The organism is Brevibacterium antiquum (assembly GCF_016107655.1).
GTDB classification, from domain to species: Bacteria; Actinomycetota; Actinomycetes; order Actinomycetales; family Brevibacteriaceae; genus Brevibacterium; species Brevibacterium antiquum.
Window position 1 is genome coordinate 56,471 of record NZ_JABASX010000001.1, and the last position, 18,791, is coordinate 75,261.

At 59.4% G+C, this 18,791-nt stretch carries 17 protein-coding genes and 1 tRNA gene; 12 read left to right on the forward strand and 6 right to left on the reverse strand.

All coding sequences use genetic code 11. The features are described 5' to 3' along the window. The first annotated feature begins 62 nt into the window (after positions 1 to 62). Both JFC13_RS00280 and nhaC read left to right on the forward strand, forming a co-directional pair. Complete coding sequence (locus JFC13_RS00280) at positions 63 to 1,085, forward strand: MBL fold metallo-hydrolase (RefSeq protein ID WP_198395130.1); 1,023 nt, start codon at positions 63 to 65, stop codon at positions 1,083 to 1,085. Positions 1,086 to 1,139: 54 nt separating this feature from the next. Then, on the forward strand, positions 1,140 to 2,564 hold the full coding sequence (gene nhaC, locus JFC13_RS00285; protein ID WP_232488011.1) for a Na+/H+ antiporter NhaC: 1,425 nt from the start codon (positions 1,140 to 1,142) through the stop codon (positions 2,562 to 2,564). A 127-nt stretch (positions 2,565 to 2,691) separates the two neighbouring features. On the opposite strand, the gene JFC13_RS00290 is transcribed toward nhaC, so the two are convergent. Further along, positions 2,692 to 3,564, reverse strand: coding sequence for a GntR family transcriptional regulator (locus JFC13_RS00290; RefSeq protein ID WP_332839292.1), 873 nt, complete (start codon positions 3,562 to 3,564; stop codon positions 2,692 to 2,694). A gap of 1 nt (position 3,565) precedes the next feature. On the opposite strand from JFC13_RS00290, the gene JFC13_RS00295 reads away from it, so the two are divergent. The 7 genes from JFC13_RS00295 (at position 3,566) to JFC13_RS00325 (ending at position 11,418) form a co-directional block, all read left to right on the forward strand. Further along, the gene (locus JFC13_RS00295; protein WP_198395132.1) at positions 3,566 to 4,573 is read left to right on the forward strand and encodes a ribokinase; all 1,008 of its coding nucleotides are present in this window, start codon (positions 3,566 to 3,568) and stop codon (positions 4,571 to 4,573) included. A 41-nt stretch (positions 4,574 to 4,614) separates the two neighbouring features. Then, the gene (gene deoC, locus JFC13_RS00300; protein WP_198395133.1) at positions 4,615 to 5,316 is read left to right on the forward strand and encodes a deoxyribose-phosphate aldolase; all 702 of its coding nucleotides are present in this window, start codon (positions 4,615 to 4,617) and stop codon (positions 5,314 to 5,316) included. A gap of 42 nt (positions 5,317 to 5,358) precedes the next feature. After that, a complete protein-coding gene (locus JFC13_RS00305) occupies positions 5,359 to 6,327 on the forward strand; it encodes a nucleoside hydrolase (RefSeq protein WP_198395134.1) in 969 nt (322 codons plus the stop codon). A gap of 44 nt (positions 6,328 to 6,371) precedes the next feature. Beyond that, positions 6,372 to 7,718, forward strand: a complete 1,347-nt coding sequence (locus tag JFC13_RS00310) for an MFS transporter (RefSeq protein WP_198395135.1) — start codon at positions 6,372 to 6,374, stop codon at positions 7,716 to 7,718. A 157-nt stretch (positions 7,719 to 7,875) separates the two neighbouring features. Next, on the forward strand, positions 7,876 to 8,910 hold the full coding sequence (locus JFC13_RS00315; protein WP_198395136.1) for a 5-methylcytosine restriction system specificity protein McrC: 1,035 nt from the start codon (positions 7,876 to 7,878) through the stop codon (positions 8,908 to 8,910). A 259-nt stretch (positions 8,911 to 9,169) separates the two neighbouring features. After that, entirely contained in the window at positions 9,170 to 10,450 is a 1,281-nt protein-coding gene (locus tag JFC13_RS00320) for a hypothetical protein (RefSeq protein WP_198395137.1), read from the forward strand. Next, entirely contained in the window at positions 10,450 to 11,418 is a 969-nt protein-coding gene (locus tag JFC13_RS00325) for a hypothetical protein (protein ID WP_232488012.1), read from the forward strand. The genes JFC13_RS00320 and JFC13_RS00325 overlap by 1 nt, the downstream gene beginning before the upstream one ends. A 37-nt stretch (positions 11,419 to 11,455) precedes the next feature. On the opposite strand, the gene JFC13_RS00330 is transcribed toward JFC13_RS00325, so the two are convergent. Both JFC13_RS00330 and JFC13_RS00335 read right to left on the reverse strand, forming a co-directional pair. Then, positions 11,456 to 12,799, reverse strand: a complete 1,344-nt coding sequence (locus JFC13_RS00330; RefSeq protein WP_198395138.1) for a hypothetical protein — start codon at positions 12,797 to 12,799, stop codon at positions 11,456 to 11,458. A 110-nt stretch (positions 12,800 to 12,909) separates the two neighbouring features. Then, positions 12,910 to 13,239: a hypothetical protein gene (locus JFC13_RS00335; RefSeq protein WP_198395139.1), complete on the reverse strand. Its 330-nt coding sequence runs from the start codon at positions 13,237 to 13,239 to the stop codon at positions 12,910 to 12,912. Positions 13,240 to 13,276: 37 nt separating this feature from the next. Here JFC13_RS00335 and JFC13_RS00340 point away from each other — a divergent pair, with 37 nt between their 5' ends. Beyond that, positions 13,277 to 14,335, forward strand: a complete 1,059-nt coding sequence (locus JFC13_RS00340) for a tyrosine-type recombinase/integrase (RefSeq protein ID WP_198395140.1) — start codon at positions 13,277 to 13,279, stop codon at positions 14,333 to 14,335. A gap of 76 nt (positions 14,336 to 14,411) precedes the next feature. Here the strand turns inward: JFC13_RS00340 and JFC13_RS00345 are convergent. Continuing rightward, positions 14,412 to 14,488 (reverse strand) — tRNA-Leu (locus tag JFC13_RS00345). Between the two features lie 163 nt (positions 14,489 to 14,651). Between JFC13_RS00345 and JFC13_RS00350 the strand changes: the two genes are divergently transcribed. Further along, entirely contained in the window at positions 14,652 to 15,908 is a 1,257-nt protein-coding gene (locus JFC13_RS00350; protein ID WP_198395141.1) for an MFS transporter, read from the forward strand. A gap of 104 nt (positions 15,909 to 16,012) precedes the next feature. Next, positions 16,013 to 16,915: a polyphosphate kinase 2 gene (gene ppk2, locus JFC13_RS00355; RefSeq protein WP_198395142.1), complete on the forward strand. Its 903-nt coding sequence runs from the start codon at positions 16,013 to 16,015 to the stop codon at positions 16,913 to 16,915. A gap of 86 nt (positions 16,916 to 17,001) precedes the next feature. On the opposite strand, the gene JFC13_RS00360 is transcribed toward ppk2, so the two are convergent. Together JFC13_RS00360 and JFC13_RS00365 are read right to left on the reverse strand one after the other, a co-directional pair. Then, on the reverse strand, positions 17,002 to 17,310 hold the full coding sequence (locus JFC13_RS00360; RefSeq protein WP_198395143.1) for a hypothetical protein: 309 nt from the start codon (positions 17,308 to 17,310) through the stop codon (positions 17,002 to 17,004). A gap of 360 nt (positions 17,311 to 17,670) precedes the next feature. Then, complete coding sequence (locus JFC13_RS00365) at positions 17,671 to 18,720, reverse strand: TIGR01906 family membrane protein (protein ID WP_332839293.1); 1,050 nt, start codon at positions 18,718 to 18,720, stop codon at positions 17,671 to 17,673. Between the last annotated feature and the right edge of the window lie 71 nt (positions 18,721 to 18,791).

Below are 18,791 nucleotides of genomic sequence, written 5' to 3' on the forward strand. Positions count from 1 at the left end.
TGAGGTGAAGCACACTGGAAATTGATCGTTACATCACCGATTAAAAGGGGCCGCATCAATCCATGTCTGAAGACAACAGTCCGCACGTCATCACTTTGGGGACAGCAGGGGGACCACGATGGTGGCGCTATCGTGAGCAGAAGGTTCGCGCAGGTATTTCCACCGCTGTCGTCGTCGGCGATGCGGTCTACATGATTGATTGCGGCTATAGTGCGGGACGCCAGCTTGTCGAAGCCGGACACAGCCTCGACGCAGTGCAAGCGGTGTTCTTGACACATCTGCACTCGGACCACATCGCGGATCTCGCATCGATTGCGATGTTCAGTACGTTCGAGATCACTGACGAAGAACGAGAGGCTATAGTTCTTATCGGCCCGGGGGATCGAGGCGTCTTGCCGACCGTCTCACCACATGCGAAGGTGCCACCTCGACCAGTGTCTGGGCACTCACCGACGCCAGGCACCATTGAGACCTTTACCCGACTGGTCGAAGCGAATGCGACCGATCTCAACGAACGTATCCTCGACAGCCTTCGACCATCTCCTTTGGACATGTTCCAGCCTCAGGACATCGTCCTCCCTAAGGGGATCGGGTTCGAGCCGAACGAGAATCCTGCGCCGCAGATGGATCCTTTCGTCGTGTACGAGGACACTCGTGTTCGGGTGTCGGCGATACTGGTGGAACATCCGCCGATGGCACCGGCGTTCGGCTACCGATTCGACACCGATGATGGGGCCGTAGTCGTATCAGGCGATACGGCGTTTACTCCGAACCTGATCACTCTTGCCGAAGGGGCTGATCTGCTGCTGCACGAGGCCATTGACCTGGAATGGTTGACTGCGAAGTTCCCTGACCCGACGAGTGCCCAGGCGCGCGCGATTCGGAGCCATCACGAACGGTCTCATACGTCGATCTCGGACGCGTTGGCCGTAGCTCGCTCGGCCGACGTCAGTCAGCTAGCGCTTCATCACCTCGTTCCGGGTACATCGGGTCCTTCCCTCGAGCGGCAGCTCGCCGACGAGACCGGCCTGAACGCTGTGGTGCCTAATGATCTCGACATCATTCCATTTGGCCAGCACCGCTAGTGCCTTGTATCCAGGACAATCAACCTGCCCCTACCAACTCTCGGAGTGACAACGATGTACACGCCCCAGAAGCCGAACTTCATCATCGCGACCCTACCGTTGCTGACTCTCATCGGAATGGCATTCATGTCGACCGTATACTGGGGCGTTGGCATGCTCGTACCGATCATCACCGGTATCGCAGTTGCAGGCCTCATCGGAAAGGCATTGGGATATTCGTGGCGCGAGCTTGAGCAATCGCTGACCGACGGTGTGAGCAAGGCGTTGCCCGCCGTGTTCATTCTGATCCTGATCGGCATGATCATTGGCACATGGATCAGTGGCGGTATTATTCCCACACTGGTCTACTACGGCTTGAGCATTATCAACCCAAGTTTCTTCCTGCCGTTAGTGTGCCTGATCACGGCGTTCGTCTCACTTGTTTTAGGCAGCTCATTCACATCGATTGCCACCATTGGCCTGGCCTTCATGGCAATCGGCGAGGGAATGGACATGCCAGCACCGATCGTCGCCGGAGCAGTGATCTCGGGCGCGTTCTTTGGTGACAAGCTCTCACCACTGTCGGATACGACGAACGTGGCTCCTGCGATGGTTGGAGAGAGTCTCTTCGACCACATCCGACACATGCTCTGGGATACGATCCCGGCACTGTTGATCAGCGCCGTCCTCTATTGGATCATCGGCCTCAGAGTTGTCGGCAACTCACCGGTGGGAGCTGGAGACCCTGGCGCGATTCTTGCCGGGTTGCAAGACCAATTCACGATTCACCCCCTCATCCTGATCGTGGTCGTACTTGCGTTGGTCCTCGTTGGTTTGAAAGTGCCAGCAATTCCGGCACTCATCGTCGTCGCCCTCATGGGAGCGATCACGGCAATTTTGGTTCAAGGCAGGTCGCTGGGGGAGACGCTCCAGGCAATGACTGCTGGATACACCTCGGATTCTGGGCAGGGAGCAATCGATAGCCTGTTGAGCAACGGGGGTATATCGTCGATGTTCGAAACGGTCGGCCTCGTCATCGTCGCCACTGCACTCGGTGGGATCCTGGAAAGGACTGGTATCTTCGCTGCCTTGATCGACCCGCTCATTCGTCGGATCAAACGGACGGGCTCGCTCATCGCGGCAACGATCTTCGCGACATTACTTGTCGGATTCTCCAGCGGTGCCCAGTTTCTCGCGATCATTCTGCCTGCTCGTGGATTCTTTGAGACCTATAAGAGGATGAATCTCTCACCGTTGAACCTCTCCAGAGCTGTCGAAGCCGCCGGGACTGTTGGTATCAACCTCGTTCCGTGGGGTGTGCCGGCAGTCTTCGCCGCCGGAGTCTTCGGTCTCTCACCCACCCAGTTCATCCCTTGGATTTTGTTCGCGTTCATCGTTCCGTTGCTCAATATCGTCTACGGCTATACCGGTTTCAGCATTAAGCGACTGACATCGTCTGGGCGATCGAAGGAGAATGAGATGTCGCGGTCGGCTGAATGACGTCGCAGTCCTCCATAACCTGTTCGGTCCCGGTGGTGATGTCGTCTCGAAAACCATTTTGGGAGTTGGTTTGGTTGACACGCCTCGTTGGGCATTATTACTAGGGGCGCAATGAGTTTCGGAGGTGTCAGACCGGACCGCGACGAGAAAGAAGAGATGTCACACGCATGCGGTCGCTGTTGATCCACACATCGGAATATTCGATTGCTCGACCATCTGCGATATAGCTGACTTGCTGCAGATACTGAACGGGGCTCCCAGGAACGATTCCCAATGCACCTGAGACTTCTTCACCTGCGGCTTCGGCGATAAAAGTGCGGCGGGCAGTTGTGACGACCAGACCGTGCTCTGACTCCAGTGACCCAAAGAGGCTCACAGAACGGAAATCTGTATCTTCGATACCTGGTGCCATATCAGCCCTGACATAGTTCACGAGGTAAGCAATCGGCCCTTCGTCTGTGGAGCGCACGCGGCGAAGGAGTAGTACGGGCGTCTCTGGGCCGACATCGAGGAGGCCTGCCACCTTCTGCGGGGCACGGTCCAGTCTGCTTTCGAGAACAGCCACATCGGCGGTGATTCCTCTCGCGGCGAAGTCCTCGGACAGGGTTGTGAGGTTTTGCGCGAGCGCAGGTTCGAACTGCGTGGCCGTGACGAATGTCCCCTTACCTCTGACCTGGACAAGCCGTCCTTCGGTAATGAGAGTGGCGAGGGCCTTTCGCAGAGTTCCCCGAGAGACTCCGAACTCGGCCGCGAGATCAGGCTCTGGCTTGAGGCGATAGTGAACGGGCCAAGCCCCGGTGTCCAGGCGCTCACGGATCACTTCGGCGATCTGGACGTGAAACGGCACGGGGATCGAGCGGTCGACGCCGGGGGAAGTGCTTGCTGCAGTGCTCACATCTACCCTCTCGTCGTTCATTGTTGCTTTCATCATATTGACACAGTGTCCTCTGTCACTTATGTTCATTATTGTACATGGACATATATGAACAAAGAAGGTCACGATGAGAATCGCGGTTGTCGGCAGCTACGGCGTTGGCCTCACCATGCGCACGAGTCATTTCCCTGAGCTAGGCGAAACCCTGACGGGAGGCAGACTGAGTTCAGGGCACGGCGGCAAAGGATCGAACCAGGCCGTCGCGGCACGTCGGCTTGGAGCTGACGTTTCACTCTTGACCACAGTCGGGGACGACGCGCCTGCAAGTGCTGCTCATGATCTGTGGCAGAACGAGGGTATCGACGCTTCCGGTGTTCTCACGGTTCCAGGTGAGGCCACGATGACTGGCATCATCATGGTGGATGACGATGCGGAGAACCGCATCGTCATCGCCCCTGGCGCGCTGGATCACTTTTCGCCTGAAGACGTCCGGTCGCACGCTGAGACCATCGAGGCTGCCGACGCTCTCGTCGTCTGCCTCGAGATTCCGATGCCGACGGCGTGCGAAGCTCTGCGGATCGGGCATGCAGCGGGAGTCCTGACAATCCTCAACCCGGCTCCGGCCTGTCCCGTTCCTTCCGAGGTCTTTGCTCACGTTGACGTCATCACCCCGAACCTCACAGAAGCGACGACGCTCCTTCGAGGCCACGCCGACTCGGTGTCGATCGATGACGACTCCAGGCCAGATCTCGGCGGCGAAACACCAGCGGATGCGAACAGCTCACCGGAACAGTTGGCGACAACCATTCATGGGCGCACGGGTGCACGTGTCGTGCTCACCCTCGGTGGCGACGGCAGCGTCGTCGTCGACTCTCATGGGGCCAGCCGCATACCTCCGGTGCCGCCGACGCGACTCGTTGATACCACTGGTGCAGGGGACTCGTTCACCGCGGCGCTGGCCGTCTCGCTCGTCGAAGGAGAGGATCTGCACACTGCCGCCGGCCGCGCGGCAGCAGTGGGCGCGCATGTCGTCGCGCACGACGAAGTAATACCTGCGCTACCTTACCGCTCCGATCTCTCAGATCGGCTGTGGCCGCCTGTCGGTGAGTCCACAGCTTCCGACGCTCATCTTTGATTCCCTTACGACTAATCACATCGATAGAAAGCAGATACACCATGGCACGTCCTGACTTCACCGCTCTCAGTTCACGCGAGCTTGCACCCTTCATCCAGCACACAAAGATCTCTGTCGGAATCACCCGAGACGAGATCATTGCCCATGCCAAGGAAACTGTTGAATTCGGATTCGGTGCTGCCATGGTGCCGGGTTCCTGGGTCAAAACTGTGTCCGAGGTTCTGGCCGGCACCGGGATCCCGGTGGCCACAGCGCTCGACTTCCCGACCGTCGGTGTGACATCGAGCGCTGGCAAGGTAGCCGAGGCAGCTGAACTGGTCCGCCTCGGTGCAAATCAGATCGACACAGGAGTCCAGATCGGTTGGCTCAAGAGCGGCGACTACGACGCATTCCGAGACGACATCGCAGGAGTCGTCAAGGCTGCCGGTGTGCCGATCAAGGTCATGCTCGAGCTGCCCCTGCTCAGCGAGGACGAGAAGAAGGCCGCGGTTGATCTCAGCCTGGAAGCCGGCGTCTCCTTTCTCAAGAACGCCAGTTCCGGGTCCATCGAGACCGCTTCGCCGGCCAACATCCGCTACCTGGCGGAACGCTGCCCAGAGGGTGTCCAGGTCAAGGCTTCCGGCGGAATCAAGGGGCGGGCGCAGGCAATCGAGCTGCTCGAGGCCGGAGCCGCGTGCGTCGGTACGAGCGCGGGCATCGAGATCGTCACTGATTCCGAATCCGATACCACCACCAGCTACTGACGCCGACTTCTCGTCGACGACGCCGAGAAAGGACTGCCCGCTATGACTAGACGAATCATCATCGACACGGACACCGCCCAGGACGACTGCATCGCCCTGCTGGTGGGTCTCCTGGATCCGGATTCCACGCTTGAGGCGATCACGATGGTCGCCGGAAACGTCGGCTTCGCCCGCCAGGTCCACAACGCCTTCATGACGTTGAGCGCAGCGGATCGCCTAGGAGATGTGCCCGTCCACCTCGGCTGCGAACGGCCGCTGACCAGAGAATGGATCTCGGCCGAGAACGTGCACGGTGACGGTGCCGGTGGGATGCACATGGATCTGGCCGGTCTTGCGCCTGAGAGCGAACACGGCGTCGACGCCCTCGTCAGGCTCGTGTCGGAGAATCCGGGCGAGATCGACGTAGTTGCCATCGGGCCGCTGACGAACATCGCCATGGCCATCGTCAAAGACTCGACGTTCGCAGAAAACGTGCGATCTCTGACGATCATGGGCGGATCGAACAACGGCAGGGGCAACATCACAGCCGCTGCTGAATTCAACTTCTTCGTCGACCCGGAAGCCGCAGTCACGGTCTTCGGCTCCGGTATGAAGATCACGGTGGTTCCATGGGCACCGCTGACGCTCAACGACGCAGTGTTCGGTGCCGACAAGCTGGCGCAGATTGCAAAGATCGGGACGCCGCTGGCCCGCTTCTTCACCAAGGTGTGCGCAGCCACCCTCGATTTCGATGAATCCGTCGGCATCTTCGGCACTACGCATCCGGATTCGTTGTCGGCCGCCGTTTTGCTCCATCCCGAGCTCATCACCTCTGTTTCTGACTACAACGTCCAGGTTGAAGCCAGTTCCGACCTCACTCGCGGATATTCGGCGATGTCGTGGGGAGTGCACGATCTCGAACCCAACGCCCAGGTAGTCGAGTCTGTCGACAGCGAAGGCTTCTTCGACCTCATCTGCAAGTTGCTGTCTGCACCGACCTCACCGTACCGCGAGATCGCGGGTCTCCTATGAATGCGACGAGGATCATAGATCGTCAAGAAGTTCGTCCTCAGCTCGTGCTCACCGCGCTCGTCGTCGCCGTCGCCAGCTTCCAGCTCAACGCGACGATGCTGGCTCCGGCCATCGGCACCATGGCAGACGAGCTCAACACCGACATTGCCACGATCGGCCTCTCGGCCACTGTATTCTCCTTCGTAACCGCAATAGCCGGACTATTCTGGCCGCCGCTTAGCGACATCATCGGGCGCAAGCGCGCGTTGCTCCTGTCGACGTCGATCCTCACGCTCGGCAGCCTCGTCGCCGCGCTGGCGGTCAACGTCCCCATGCTGATGGTCGGACGGGCCATGCAAGGGGCATGCGGTGCCACCTTCGCGCTGTCGTTCCTCATCCTGCGCAAAGTCGTCGACACGACGAGGTTCGGGCGATACGTCGGCATCATCACTGCGATCAACGCCGGCGTCGGCGGAATCGACACACTGCTCGGAGGGCTCATCGCAGATGCTGTCGGCTTCCGTGGAATCTTCGGACTCACCCTCATCCTCGAGATCATTGCGGTGATCATGCTCGCCCGATGGACGCCGGAGGTCAAGGAAATGTCGGGCGCACGCATGGACTGGTGGGGGATCGGCACCCTCACTCTCACGCTCGTCGCCATCAACATCGGACTTACCTCGGCTTTCCTGCCTGGCGGTTGGTCCGATATGAAGACCTGGGTCAGTTTCGGCGTCGCAGTGATTGCGCTCATCGCGTTCCGCATCGGCGAAGGACGGATCTCGAATCCGCTCCTGCCCATCGAAGCGCTCTCCGACCGAGGGGTCTGGGGCCTCTTGCTGACCACGTTCTTCACCTTGGCCTCGAGCTTCTCTGTCCTCGTGTTCGTCGTACCTGCACTGACTCAGGACACAGAGTCGGGATTTGGTCTGAGCTCGACTGTATCGGCGCTGTTCTTCCTCATGCCGTATTCAATCCTTGGCTGGGGCACCGCGCCGGTATTCGGAGCTCTAGCACCCAAAGTAGGCTATCGCCTCGTCCTCAGGGTCGGTCTTCTTGGCAGCCTCTTGCTTACGGTCCTCATGGTCTTTGGTGTGTCCAACGCGGTCATGCTCGGATGCGTCGTCTTCTTCATGGGTGCGACGTACTCGGCAGCGGCATCATGCGCGCTCAACGGGCTCGGGATCATCTATGCTCCTGCATCGCATCCAGGCATCTTGCCTGGCATGAACTCCGCTGCGTTCAACTTTGGGGCGTCAGTGGGGATTGGCATCATGTCGGCGGTCATCGCCGGCAGTACAGATGCGAGCGGCTATCGAAATGCTCTTATCGTTGCCGCAGTATTCACTGCTCTCGCGTTGATATTCTCGCTTGTCCTGCCATCACGGCAGGTCGAAGGAGAAAGGGTCTGAGCTGCGAGGCTGGGCCTAGCTCTGACATATCCAACGGTTTGGCTGGCCTGAACACGTGGCAACTGTCTGCCTTTGGAGCCGGTGTCTGAGTCTGCGTTCCGCAGAAAACTATTAGACGCAAAATACTGCTGTTTGCGCTGGCATTTGTTTGGGTTGAGTGCGATGGGGATCTTGTTATTGCAAATATACGATCACGTCGTGGATCAGTACCGTCCTGAACGTCCAGGTTCTGCCGCGGACCGCCGAGCAGTCAACGGGTACGACCAGCGCGGTGACGCAGCTGTTAGCCGCCCTGTGGCGAGCATCGACGCTCACAGCGGGACAGCATGCGTTGCCGCGAACAGGGCAGAAGGTTAGTTCGAATGGACTGGCGGTGAATGGGCGTCTCGACGTGGGAGCTACCGCCCGTCGACGGGCATCCGGGCACCGTGACCTCGTCTCCACGCGGGTGGCGCGCACCTATGACAACGCCCCGGCCAGGGCAGTAGTCCTCGCAGATCGTTACTTCGATCAGCACCTTGTGGGAGCCCGCTGGCGTGGGCCCCGACTCGACGAGCAGCTAGCGGTGTTGCGGGCAGCTACAGGGCCGCGGCCGCCTAAGCCAAGCTTGCACGAAATCCAGAGGGCTCGGTACAGCCCGATCACGATCAAGTGGCGTCGGGCAGCAGAGCTGTCGTGGCGGATTTTGAACAAGGATCCCCTCGGCGTTGCGGCTCACGACGAGTCAACGCACGGCGTGCTGATCGACGTCGCCGAGCTGTGGGAGCTGTTCGTGTTGCATTGCGCTGGGCTGGCGACCGAGCAGCCTGTGCGTCATGGCACAACCACGCAGACGTCGGGTTATCTGGCGCGCTCGACGGTCGATCCCCGACGAACAATGGGCAAGCTCTACCCAGATGTTCTAGTAGGGAGAGGTTCAATTGCTGCTGTGCTCGATGCCAAGTACAAAAGACTCGGGGGTCAGCGAGGTGTCGACCGGGAAGATCTTTACCAGCTTCACGCGTATTCCTCGACTTTTGGGGCAACGCTCGCGGCGCTGGCGTACCCGGCCATCGATGACGAGGTGCCAGACGACGAGCGTGACAGCCCTTGGCAGACCAGCACCGGCGATCTGTCGTTCCTCACCTTACCGACCGAGAAGAATGCTTGTGTTGATAAGTTGACGAAGTGGTTCGGCCCGAGCTCTATCTGAGTAAATAGACTCAGTCGCTGCGTCAGGTGAACAAGCCGGTCAGCTGCTAGGGCAGCTTGCAGAGCCCGATAACTGCCGGGCGAGCTATACCGATGGATCCTGTTTGCTGTTCCCGATCTGACTCTGGATTGGAATCTTGCATTGCTTGGTTGAGGAGGAGAAGCCCTCGTGGAACCTTTAAAATAGGATCAGCCGTAGTCGAGATCGTGACTGTGGTCCGCTCTGTCGCACCATTCGTCCGGCCGAGTACCGTCTGGAGATGGAGCACGCAGTGGGTCAAATACTCGCCCGTATCAATCGGAAAACAGTTCTTGAAGTCGACGATGCCGAGACCTCGATTCTCCTTGTTCGCAAGGGACAAATCTCGCACAGCTGGGCATTGAACGAAGTAGCTCAAGTTCGCGCAATCGTGGTCAACAAATTTTGGTCATCAAGCTATGTGCGTTTTGTGCGTCAAGGCGCACCCGTGGACGATGGGCCGAAGTATTCGTCGTTCGACGACCCAGATGCCGTGGAAATTTTTGACAATAAAGAGTTCCTAGCCGCGTCAGGAATCTTGAAGGACCTTGCTCGTCGTCGTGGCATCAGTTTTGACGATTCTCTTGGCGTGGGTAATTCCGACGAGATCTCAGTTCGTACAAAAAGGGGCAAAGAGCTCGTCGTCTGGTTGAATGGAACTATTTACGTCAAAGACCGATCAGTGAGCTATCAGATTTCTGACCTCGAAGCTATACGTTTGTTCATCTCCAATTTCGGGATTTCATACATACAGCTTGTACCTAAAGGTGAGATTCTCAGTTGGCCCGATGGCCAACCCGTCGACGCATTTCCGCATACATTCGATCTTGATGGTTTCGACCAGTCGACAGCCTCACTCGAGGCAATGCAGGTTTTTAGAAAGACGTGCGAACTGAGGTATCCGGAGTTGTTCGTTGATCTCAAGAAGAGTCGCAATCGGCAGGCGGTGGAGTCGGACCTGAGCCGTCGGACTGCAGAGACCAAGGGCGGCGAGCCTATTGAGATTCGGGTCGTACCAGTAGCTATTGCCTTTCTCATCTATCCACGAGAGATTTGGACTGGGCAGCCTTTTAGCCCGTCAAGTCGAGGGGGATCGCTTGAGAGTGTGCGTGCGAGCTATTCTGTCTCTGGCAATCATCTGATGCACACTCGCACGACTAATTCTGTCGTCGGCACCACACGTATTCATTCACAGGTGGATATGCGTCAGTTTCAGGTGAATGTTGAAGGTCCCGATTTTTCGTTCACGCGTACGTGGTCAACGGAAGACGGAGCGACGGATGCAAAAATCGCCGCAATGGTGAACACCATTAACGAGGCGAGCCTCAAAGTTAGTCGGCAATCGCAGGAATTAGGTGATGCGGGACCCGCTCTGCAGGAAGAGTCATCGAAGCACTCAGCCACGGCTCCGCAGGATAACTCCGAGCAGTTTCGCCGGCTATTGAATCTGTATGCGAAAAATTTGATCTCTGAAGACGAGTTCGTTGCGGCTCGACAAGATTTAGCACGAGAAGCCGGATAGTGAAGGCGACGTCACGTTCCTTCCGCAACGCGATCGCAGAAGCGTTCATCCACACCTATACACGACGCGATCTCGAAACTGTGCTGGCCGAGGAGCTTCAGCTGCCATGGTCAATACCTGATCGCAAGCCAGGGGACGAGGAATACAAGCGCGACGTCATCAAGGGGTACACCGCAGGCTGGGAACTACCCCGTCTGGTGGCCCTCGCGCGCCGCATGGTCACCGAGCTCGATGTCACCGGCGTGCTTCTGGACGATCTGACTGCGCTGCTTGCTGAGTACGACCGCGGGGGAGGGGTCGGCACGCCGGCCAAGAACCTGATCTTCGCTGCGAACGGGCCCAAGCCCGAGCTGGTGCTCCGTGATGCCGTCAACAACGACATCGAGATCGTCCGCAACGGGGAGTTCTGTCTGGTCTTCGACCAGCCGATCCCGGCCGATGGCCTGACGTACAGCAAGCTCATCGAGTGGTGGCGTGTTCGGCAGGGTTACGCCGACGAGGTGTCACCACGGGAAGTCGGCTTGGATCTTCACAATCGCCTGCGGGACTCCCTGGACAAGAACAAGGTCGAGCAGGTGGTCTTCGACACATACGCAGCGCGGTACAAGGACAAGACGTTCGACATCCCGGCGCTGATCCCGCAGGTCTACCTGCACTTCGATCCGGCCACCCAGCTGGCTCGTCGAACGGCTGGGCAGAACAGCAGCCCGTTGGTGCGGCAGCGGATGGACTTCCTCATCCTGTTTTCCAGCAGTCACCGCGTCGTGCTCGAAGTCGACGGGAAGCAGCACTACGCGGATGGCGACACTGCGAGCCCTAGGCTCTATAGCGAGATGGTCGCCGAGGACCGCCGACTCAGGCTGGCCGGCTACGAAGTTTATCGATTCGGCGGAGCTGAGTTGACGAAAATGAGTGCGGGCAAGATGCTGACTGAGTTCTTCGACCAGCTGGCTGAACGTATGCGTTGAACTGCAATTCTGACGTCCTTAATCTTCTTTTGGAAGTTCACCCACGACACTTACTCGCAAATTGAAGAGCTTCATCACGAAGGTCCGCTACTACCTTGTGGTTCTCGAACATTGAGGCGGAATCCGTAACGAACCCTTTGAGCCTCTCAACTCGCTCGGTCACAGCATCGTCATCAAGTTGATCAACCCATGCAGTGAGAGTTTCGCGCGTTAGATTCGAAGATGTCGGTAAAAGCAGATCGACCAAACTTGGGCGTGCGCTTTCTGCACCGAATCGTCTGCTGGCCTTCTCGTTTGCAGTCACGGATGTCCCCAGTCCTATTGCCTCGCGTTCGTCATCGTGACCGCGCTTGATCTCGTAGCCGGCAGGAATCTTTTCCGGAGGAGGGTCTCCGCCGGTGATCAAGCGAGGAATTGCTTGTTCTCTGACCCATCTGGAAATTTGGTCGAGCTCATCCATCAGAAACGGCCAGTCTTCGGTGCCTGGGCGGTTGATTCCGATGGCGGGGAAAAGGGAGACGGAGACTCTTTCGCCCAGTGGAGTTTGTGCAATCACGTCTCCAACCCGAACCGGAGCCTCTGGACCCGATTTGAAATCGTTCAATGAGCGCGGCGGGTGGTTCTCATCGACAATTGCTGCCAGCCGTACGGCAACGTCCGCGGGTGTGCGGTGTTTGGCATGGTTCGTATGCAAGGCGAGGAGAGCCAATGGATGAAGATCCGGCCTGATGGCTCGGTGTAAAGGTTGAAGGCCCTCTATCCGACGAAACAGTTCGCTTCCTTGGGCTATCGCGGAGGGAGTTTGCTTGCTTTTCGCAAGTTTTTTCGCCCACTTGGCGAAATCGTCGTGCGTATTTCGGGCTGGCATTTCTATGGTCCGCGCCTGGTCGTCGCTCAGGGTTCCGCCATTCAGAAACCGGACTTCAGCGAACAGGGTGTGTTCGATGGCCGTTCGCAGATCGACCATTGCATCAGCTGCGAGCAACGGAAGGCTTCTGGGCATCGGCGCGATTTGTTCAACTACCGCATTGCTCACGATCCCATTCGGCTCTTCACGGATAGTGAATACATCGCCACTGCGCGTTACGTAATCGAATACCAATTCGCTGATCTGGGCAATGAGTTCGTCGGCGTGGGCCAGCGTTGCTACCACGCCCAGATGCCGATCAGGTAACCAGGGAAGTACAGATGTTGTCATAGCATCACCATAAGTGGCGGTGTCAATTCGTTCTCTCCTGCGGGTCTGGGTGTCCTGCAGTCGGTGGTTCGGTGAGACCGGCTCACTTGAGGTGAAGTACTCGAGGACCTGGGTCAATGCATCGGTCGCATCGACTTCGTCAGAGGGCGCATCAGGGTTGATCTGGGTGGGGCGATATGCCATAATTGAAATACCTTTATTTGTACTCGTACATGAGTCGATTAAGTCACCTGCTGCATACAGGTGGATTACTTTGAGAAGCGCCTCGGTTCCACCGGGGCGCTTCTTTTATGTCAGGCGACCGAAGGGGCCAGTAACTGACCGAGCTCGCGTTTGCGATCTGCGTCGAGTGCCGGAAAGGTGTCGACGAGAGCTTTCACTAGTTCGCTGAGCTCGTCTACCGAGGCGACAGGGGCGACGGGGGATTCGACCTCCGGGCCTGACAGGGTCTCGGCGATCAGTCCGAGGTGGCGTTCGCGAATCTTGAAGGTATTGCCAACCTTTACAGCAGGGATCTCATCGTTTTGGATTCTGCGGAGCAGCGTCATGCGGTCCTGATAGCCAGCGGTCTGCAGCTGACGCAAAGTGAAGAGGCGCTCAAGGGGCGGTGCGGCGATGGCCATGACGGGAGGTCCTTCCGGTCGAATCAGATTCGTCCGGTTGCTCTCCGCAGTCTACGGTCCGGCCCAGATACGGGACTCCCGTCCCCCACGCAAAGGCTCCGGCGGTGCCGGCGACTCGATTACAGGCAACACGACCGTAGCGACGCTGTCGACGATCTGGAAGACAGACCCCGACCTGACGAACAATTGCAGTGAGCAAACGATCGAACGCTACTCGGATAGCCTCGAGAATCACATTCTCCCGGCTCTGGGGGAGTACATGCTCATGGAGGTCACCGTCTCCCGCGTCGACCGCTTCCTGCGAAACCTGGCGCTATCCACTCCGGGGCTGGCGAAGACCACGAGAACCGCGCTCAACGGCATGTTCAAGCTCGCTGTGCGCCACGATGCGATCCGGTCGAACCCGGTGCGCGACGTGCGCCTGCCGGCCAACAGGAAGCAGTCCGTCCAGGCTCTCACGGTCGACGAGGTCGCAACACTCCGTGAAGGGCTCCGCAAGTGGCAGGACGGCACCGACTATCGCGGACCGCGGCGGGGGAGTGAACTGCTCGATGTGGTCGACATGATGCTCGGAACCGGGCTGAGGATCAGCGAGGTCCTCGCGCTCCGCTGGGATGATGTGGACCTCGGTGAACATCCGACAGTGACCGTCTCCGCCAAACTGGTCTACCTCAAGAAGAAGGGGTTGTTCAGGCAGACGCATACGAAGACCTCGAGCGGATTCCGCATTCTCACTCTGCCGACGTTCGCGGTCGAGGTGCTGCTGCGCCGAAGTGTCGAGGTGATCCCGACCGAGACGAACGCGATCTTCCCCTCCGGCGCTGGGACGTGGAAGTGGCCGAACAACTATCGGCGCACCTTGCGTGACGCGCTTAATGCGATCGAAGGTCAGCGAGGGTTTTCGCCTCACGTGTTCCGCAAATCAGTGGCGACTCTCATTGATGCCGAGGCGACCCTCGAGGCGGCAGCGGCGGTCCTCGGCCACTCGGGCACGGCGGTCAGGTCGAAGCACTATGTGGCGAAGGCGTCGGCAGCGCCGGACATGTCCTCGATCTTGAACCAATTCGGCCAGAATCAAAACGAAAAAGATGGGTAAGCGTGGGGAGCTCGACTCCCCACCAGATCTGAGTCATCCTCTTACTTTGCATTGTTGCAGGTGAGGGCTGTTTCATTGGTCCCCCCAGTGGGACTCGAACCCACACTTGATCGATTTTAAGTCGACTGCCTCTGCCGATTGGGCTATAGGGGGATATGCGGGCTTTCGGCCCGTTGCGCTGACACTGCAGGTGCGGCGCCAGCACTCACTTTATAGGGTACCGGGGACTGCCGCGATCCGAGACACGGCAGCGTGGCGTCAGCCGCGATCTGAGACACAACGACGAATAGAATGTGAGACGGCTAGTCTCAAACTCATGACAGAGAATCCGCCCAACAGACAGGCCTGGGTGATCCTCGTCATCGGAGTGCTGTCCCAGATGGCGGCCACTGTCGCGATCACCGGTCCGGCCTTCCTGATTCCGTATATGCACACTGACCTTGGCTACACGCTGACTCAGGCCGGCACCGTGGCCGCGGCGCCGAGCTTCGGCCTCATCCTCACCCTCATCGCCTGGGGTGCCTTCGCCGACAGGTTCGGCGAACGATTGGCCATGACGCTGGGCATCGCCCTGACTGCTCTGGCCTCGGGCCTGGCCGTCGCTGTGGTCGGCTCACCGGTGTGGATGGTCGTCATCATCGCGGCCTCCGGAGCGGCCGCTGCGTCCGTGAACTCTGCCAGCGGACGTGTGGTCATGGGGTGGTTTCCCCGTCATCGGCGTGGTCTGGCCATGGGCATCAGGCAGATGTCGCAGCCGCTGGGCACCAGTGTGGCTGCTCTGAGTGTCCCACCCATCGCCTCATCCAGCGGGTTCACCGGGTACCTGTGGTTCATCGTCATCGTCACCGGTGTCATGGCCGTGATCTGCTTCGGGCTCGTCCGGGATCCTCCCCGCGCCGAGGTGGCACCCACCCCCGTACCCACGTCCACCAATGATGCCCGGCCAGGACCCACCTCGGCGACGGGAGAGGTGGAAACGCCCACCTCGACGAGTAATCCATACCGGATGGATTCGTTCCTGTGGCGAATCCACGCCGTCTCCGCGCTGCTGGTGATCCCACAGTTCGCGTTCTCCACCTATGGCCTCATCTGGCTCATCGCGAACCAGCACATCAGCGTCGGCATCGCCGGCGGCATCGTCGCGGCCTCTCAGATCGTGGGAGCGATCGGGCGCATGATCGTCGGCGGCCTCTCCGATCGGCTCGGGTCCAGGGTCGGACTGATGCGGATCGTGGCCATCGCAGCCGTTGTTCTCGTGGCAGCGATCGCGTTGATCTCACTCACACCGATGCCCGCCGTGGCGACAGTGGTGTTCATTCTGGCGTCCACGGTCTCGGTGGCCGACAACGGGCTGGCCTTTGCCTCGGTCGCCGAGGCTGCCGGCCCGCAATGGTCGGGTAAGGCCATGGGCGCTCAGAACACCGGGCAGTTCGTCGTGTCCGCGATCTTGGGTCCGGGATTCGGAGCGCTGATCACCGTTTTCGGCTACCCGCTGTCCTTCGCCATCGTCGCGGCAGCGCCCCTCCTCAGTCTGGGGATCATTCCAAAGCAGGACATCGATCGGATAACCTGATGTTCATCTTTGCTCAGTACTGTGCCTGGAGACTGGTGACGACCGCGAGATGACGAGGCCAAGCCGCTGACGAAGACTGTTGCTGTCGATGTGAAGGAGCGCCCGTGAACAACCTGCTCAATGAGAATCTGCGCGAATACATCGACAAGCTTCGAATCGAGGGCTATCAGGTCGAGGACTCACACACCACTGACCCGCATCTCATCGATCCGATGGGGCGTGCGGTCGAGACCTGGCGTGAGGGCTACCCGTACCCGGAGCTCATGGACCGGGAGGAATACGAGCTCGAGAAGTATCGGCTGCAGGTGGAGCTGCTGAAATTCCAGTACTGGGGGCAAGACACCGACCGTAAGCATGTCATCGTCTTCGAAGGCCGTGACGCTGCCGGCAAGGGTGGGACGATCAAGCGCTTCACCGAGCATCTCAATCCGCGCGCGGCACGCGTGGTGGCCCTGAATAAGCCCTCGGACAAGGAAGCGGGGCAGTGGTATCTCCAGCGCTATATCAGCCACCTGCCCACCAACGGTGAGATCGTCATGTTCGACCGGTCCTGGTACAACCGGGCCAACGTGGAGCGGGTCATGAACTTCTGTACGGACTACGAGTATGAGACGTTCATGGAGCAGGCACCGGTGTTCGAGAAGATGCTCATCGATTCGGGCATCCACGTCACGAAGTTCTGGTTCTCGGTGACCCAGCGTGAGCAGCGGACGCGTTTCGCGATTCGCCAGATCGACCCGGTGAGACAGTGGAAGCTGTCTCCCATGGACCTCGAGTCCCTGGATCGCTGGAACGACTACACCGCGGCGAAGGAAGAGATGTTCCGCCGCACAGACACCGATCATGCTCCGTGGATCACCATCAAGAGCAATGACAAGAAGCGGGCACGACTCAACGCGCTGCGCTACTTCCTCAACCAGTTCGACTACGAGGACAAGGACACCTCAATCGTCTACGAACCCGACCCGATCATCGTCCGCCGCGGACGCGACGCCGTCGACGACTGAGCATAACCACCGTCGAGTGAAACCCGATCGCCGGCGCGCCAATTACTGCTGTCCGACCTGAAACCGACTGTTTGGGAAGGGCTTTCTCAGTCCGGTGGTTCCCACGCCGGGTCCTCTTCCTCCTTCGTGTCCCCGCCGCGGACATCGCGGTCTTCGTCTTCTGTTGAGTCCTTATCCAGCGAGCGCTCTGCTTCAGCCTGGACCTCCTCCGGATCCGTGTCGATCGCTACGTCGTGCTCGGTGGCAATGCGCTCGAGCTTGTCCTCGGGTGTCTCCGAGCTGCCCTCCGCTTCAGCGTCGGAGTCGACTCCGACATTGAAGTCAGTCACCTCCTGCTCGGTGGGCTCATCCATGCTGGGGGCGCCGTCTGGCAGGTTCTTCTTCTCGTCACTCATGGTCCTCTGCTCCTCTCGTTGTTCGAAGCGATCTAGTCGTTCGATCATCGACCGGGTGTCCACGGGAGGGACATCACGAGCCGTATCTTCGACGCTAGTCATGCTGCAGCGTTCCATCAAGGCCGTGACCTGCGATCGGCGGGAACTGGCATGTGCCGCCAAGGCGGCATCCATCCGCGTCTATTCTCGATATGACGTCCCAGAGCGGACGGACAGACGCAGGGCGGACGGACAGACGCAGGGCGGACCGACAGTCGCAGGACGGAGAATTCGGCCGGGTGGAAGGGGAAAGACCACCCGGCCGGAATTGTGGAGCGGGCCTGATCCCGCTGTGCGCAAGCGGGACTGAACCCGCTGTGCTCAGGCTTCTCGCCGGGCCTTCTTCAGCGCACGGCGTTTCTTGTGGCCGGCAAAGCTGAGCCAGAAGAGGACGATGGCCAAGAGGACGAAGAGTCCGCCTCCGGCAATCCCCGCGTCGACCCAGAACTGGGGCGGGAAGAGTCGGATGAGGGAATCGTCGCTGTAGAACTCCCAGGTCCCGTCGGAGAAGAAGATCTTGTGGAATCCGCGGAAGAAGGTGTCCCACCCGAGGAATGCCAGCACTGCCGCGGCGGCCATGGCGATGATGCTGATGATGGCGCCCAGACGCAGCCCGACGTGGATTCCCATACCGTGCCTGCGTGACATGTAGAGGCCGAAGAGGACCGCGCCGATGAGGCCGATCATCGCAATCAGGTACAGCAGTGAGATGAGGTCCTTGACGTCGGCCATGTGATTGAGCTCTTCGGAGATGAAGATGGGCTCGCCATTGGGCATGATCACATCGGCGAGGTAACGCCGAGAGTCGAGGTTCGCCAGGTAGTCGATGACGTAGGTGGCGTAGTGTTCGCGGTCGGCGCTGCCGAAGCCGAATTGGTCGGCCGGGAATCCGGGTCGGAAGTACTCGAACTTGATGAACAGTCCGGAGGCGACGAAGCGCACGGCCAGGGCCAGGAGGATGAACGGTATGGCCAGTGTGATCCAGATGGTGCCGATGACATCGAGGACGCTGCGGCGGCGTTCGGGTACCTCAGGGTCATGAACCTCGGTGGACGTCGCGGCGTGAGTCACGGCGGCCCAGTCGGCTTCGCTCATCACAGCAGTGCGAGCGTTGGCAGGAACTTCGCGGGTCCGGGCGGTCTCGGGGGGATGCGAAGAGTGAGCGGGCGCGACGCGGACGGGTCCGGTTGAGGGTCTGGGCTCGTCCTTGGCGATCGGCTCCCGGATCGGGTCGAACGCCTCGGTGTCGGTCGAAGGATCGTTCGCGGCCTCCAGCGGAGGATCCGTCTGCTTTTCGGCAGCACTACTGGATCCTGAACTCATCCGCCTGCTCAGGAGGTCTTCGGTCTCGTTCTTCTCGTCTCCAGCCACGTTCCCATTGTCAGTGACCCGGGTGGGCAAGCAGGCTCCGACACGCCACAGACCCCCAGATCACCTAGGCG

Bases quoted from the DNA above. Each gene is read 5' to 3' on its own strand.
- JFC13_RS00280 (WP_198395130.1), top strand. From the start codon at position 63: ATGTCTGAAGACAACAGTCCGCACGTCATCACTTTGGGGACAGCAGGG.
- nhaC (WP_232488011.1), top strand. From the start codon at position 1,140: ATGTACACGCCCCAGAAGCCGAACTTCATCATCGCGACCCTACCGTTG.
- JFC13_RS00295 (WP_198395132.1), top strand. From the start codon at position 3,566: ATGAGAATCGCGGTTGTCGGCAGCTACGGCGTTGGCCTCACCATGCGC.
- deoC (WP_198395133.1), top strand. From the start codon at position 4,615: ATGGCACGTCCTGACTTCACCGCTCTCAGTTCACGCGAGCTTGCACCC.
- JFC13_RS00305 (WP_198395134.1), top strand. From the start codon at position 5,359: ATGACTAGACGAATCATCATCGACACGGACACCGCCCAGGACGACTGC.
- JFC13_RS00320 (WP_198395137.1), top strand. From the start codon at position 9,170: ATGGAGCACGCAGTGGGTCAAATACTCGCCCGTATCAATCGGAAAACA.
- JFC13_RS00330 (WP_198395138.1), bottom strand. From the start codon at position 12,799: ATGGCATATCGCCCCACCCAGATCAACCCTGATGCGCCCTCTGACGAA.
- JFC13_RS00335 (WP_198395139.1), bottom strand. From the start codon at position 13,239: ATGGCCATCGCCGCACCGCCCCTTGAGCGCCTCTTCACTTTGCGTCAG.
- JFC13_RS00350 (WP_198395141.1), top strand. From the start codon at position 14,652: ATGACAGAGAATCCGCCCAACAGACAGGCCTGGGTGATCCTCGTCATC.
- JFC13_RS00360 (WP_198395143.1), bottom strand. From the start codon at position 17,310: ATGAGTGACGAGAAGAAGAACCTGCCAGACGGCGCCCCCAGCATGGAT.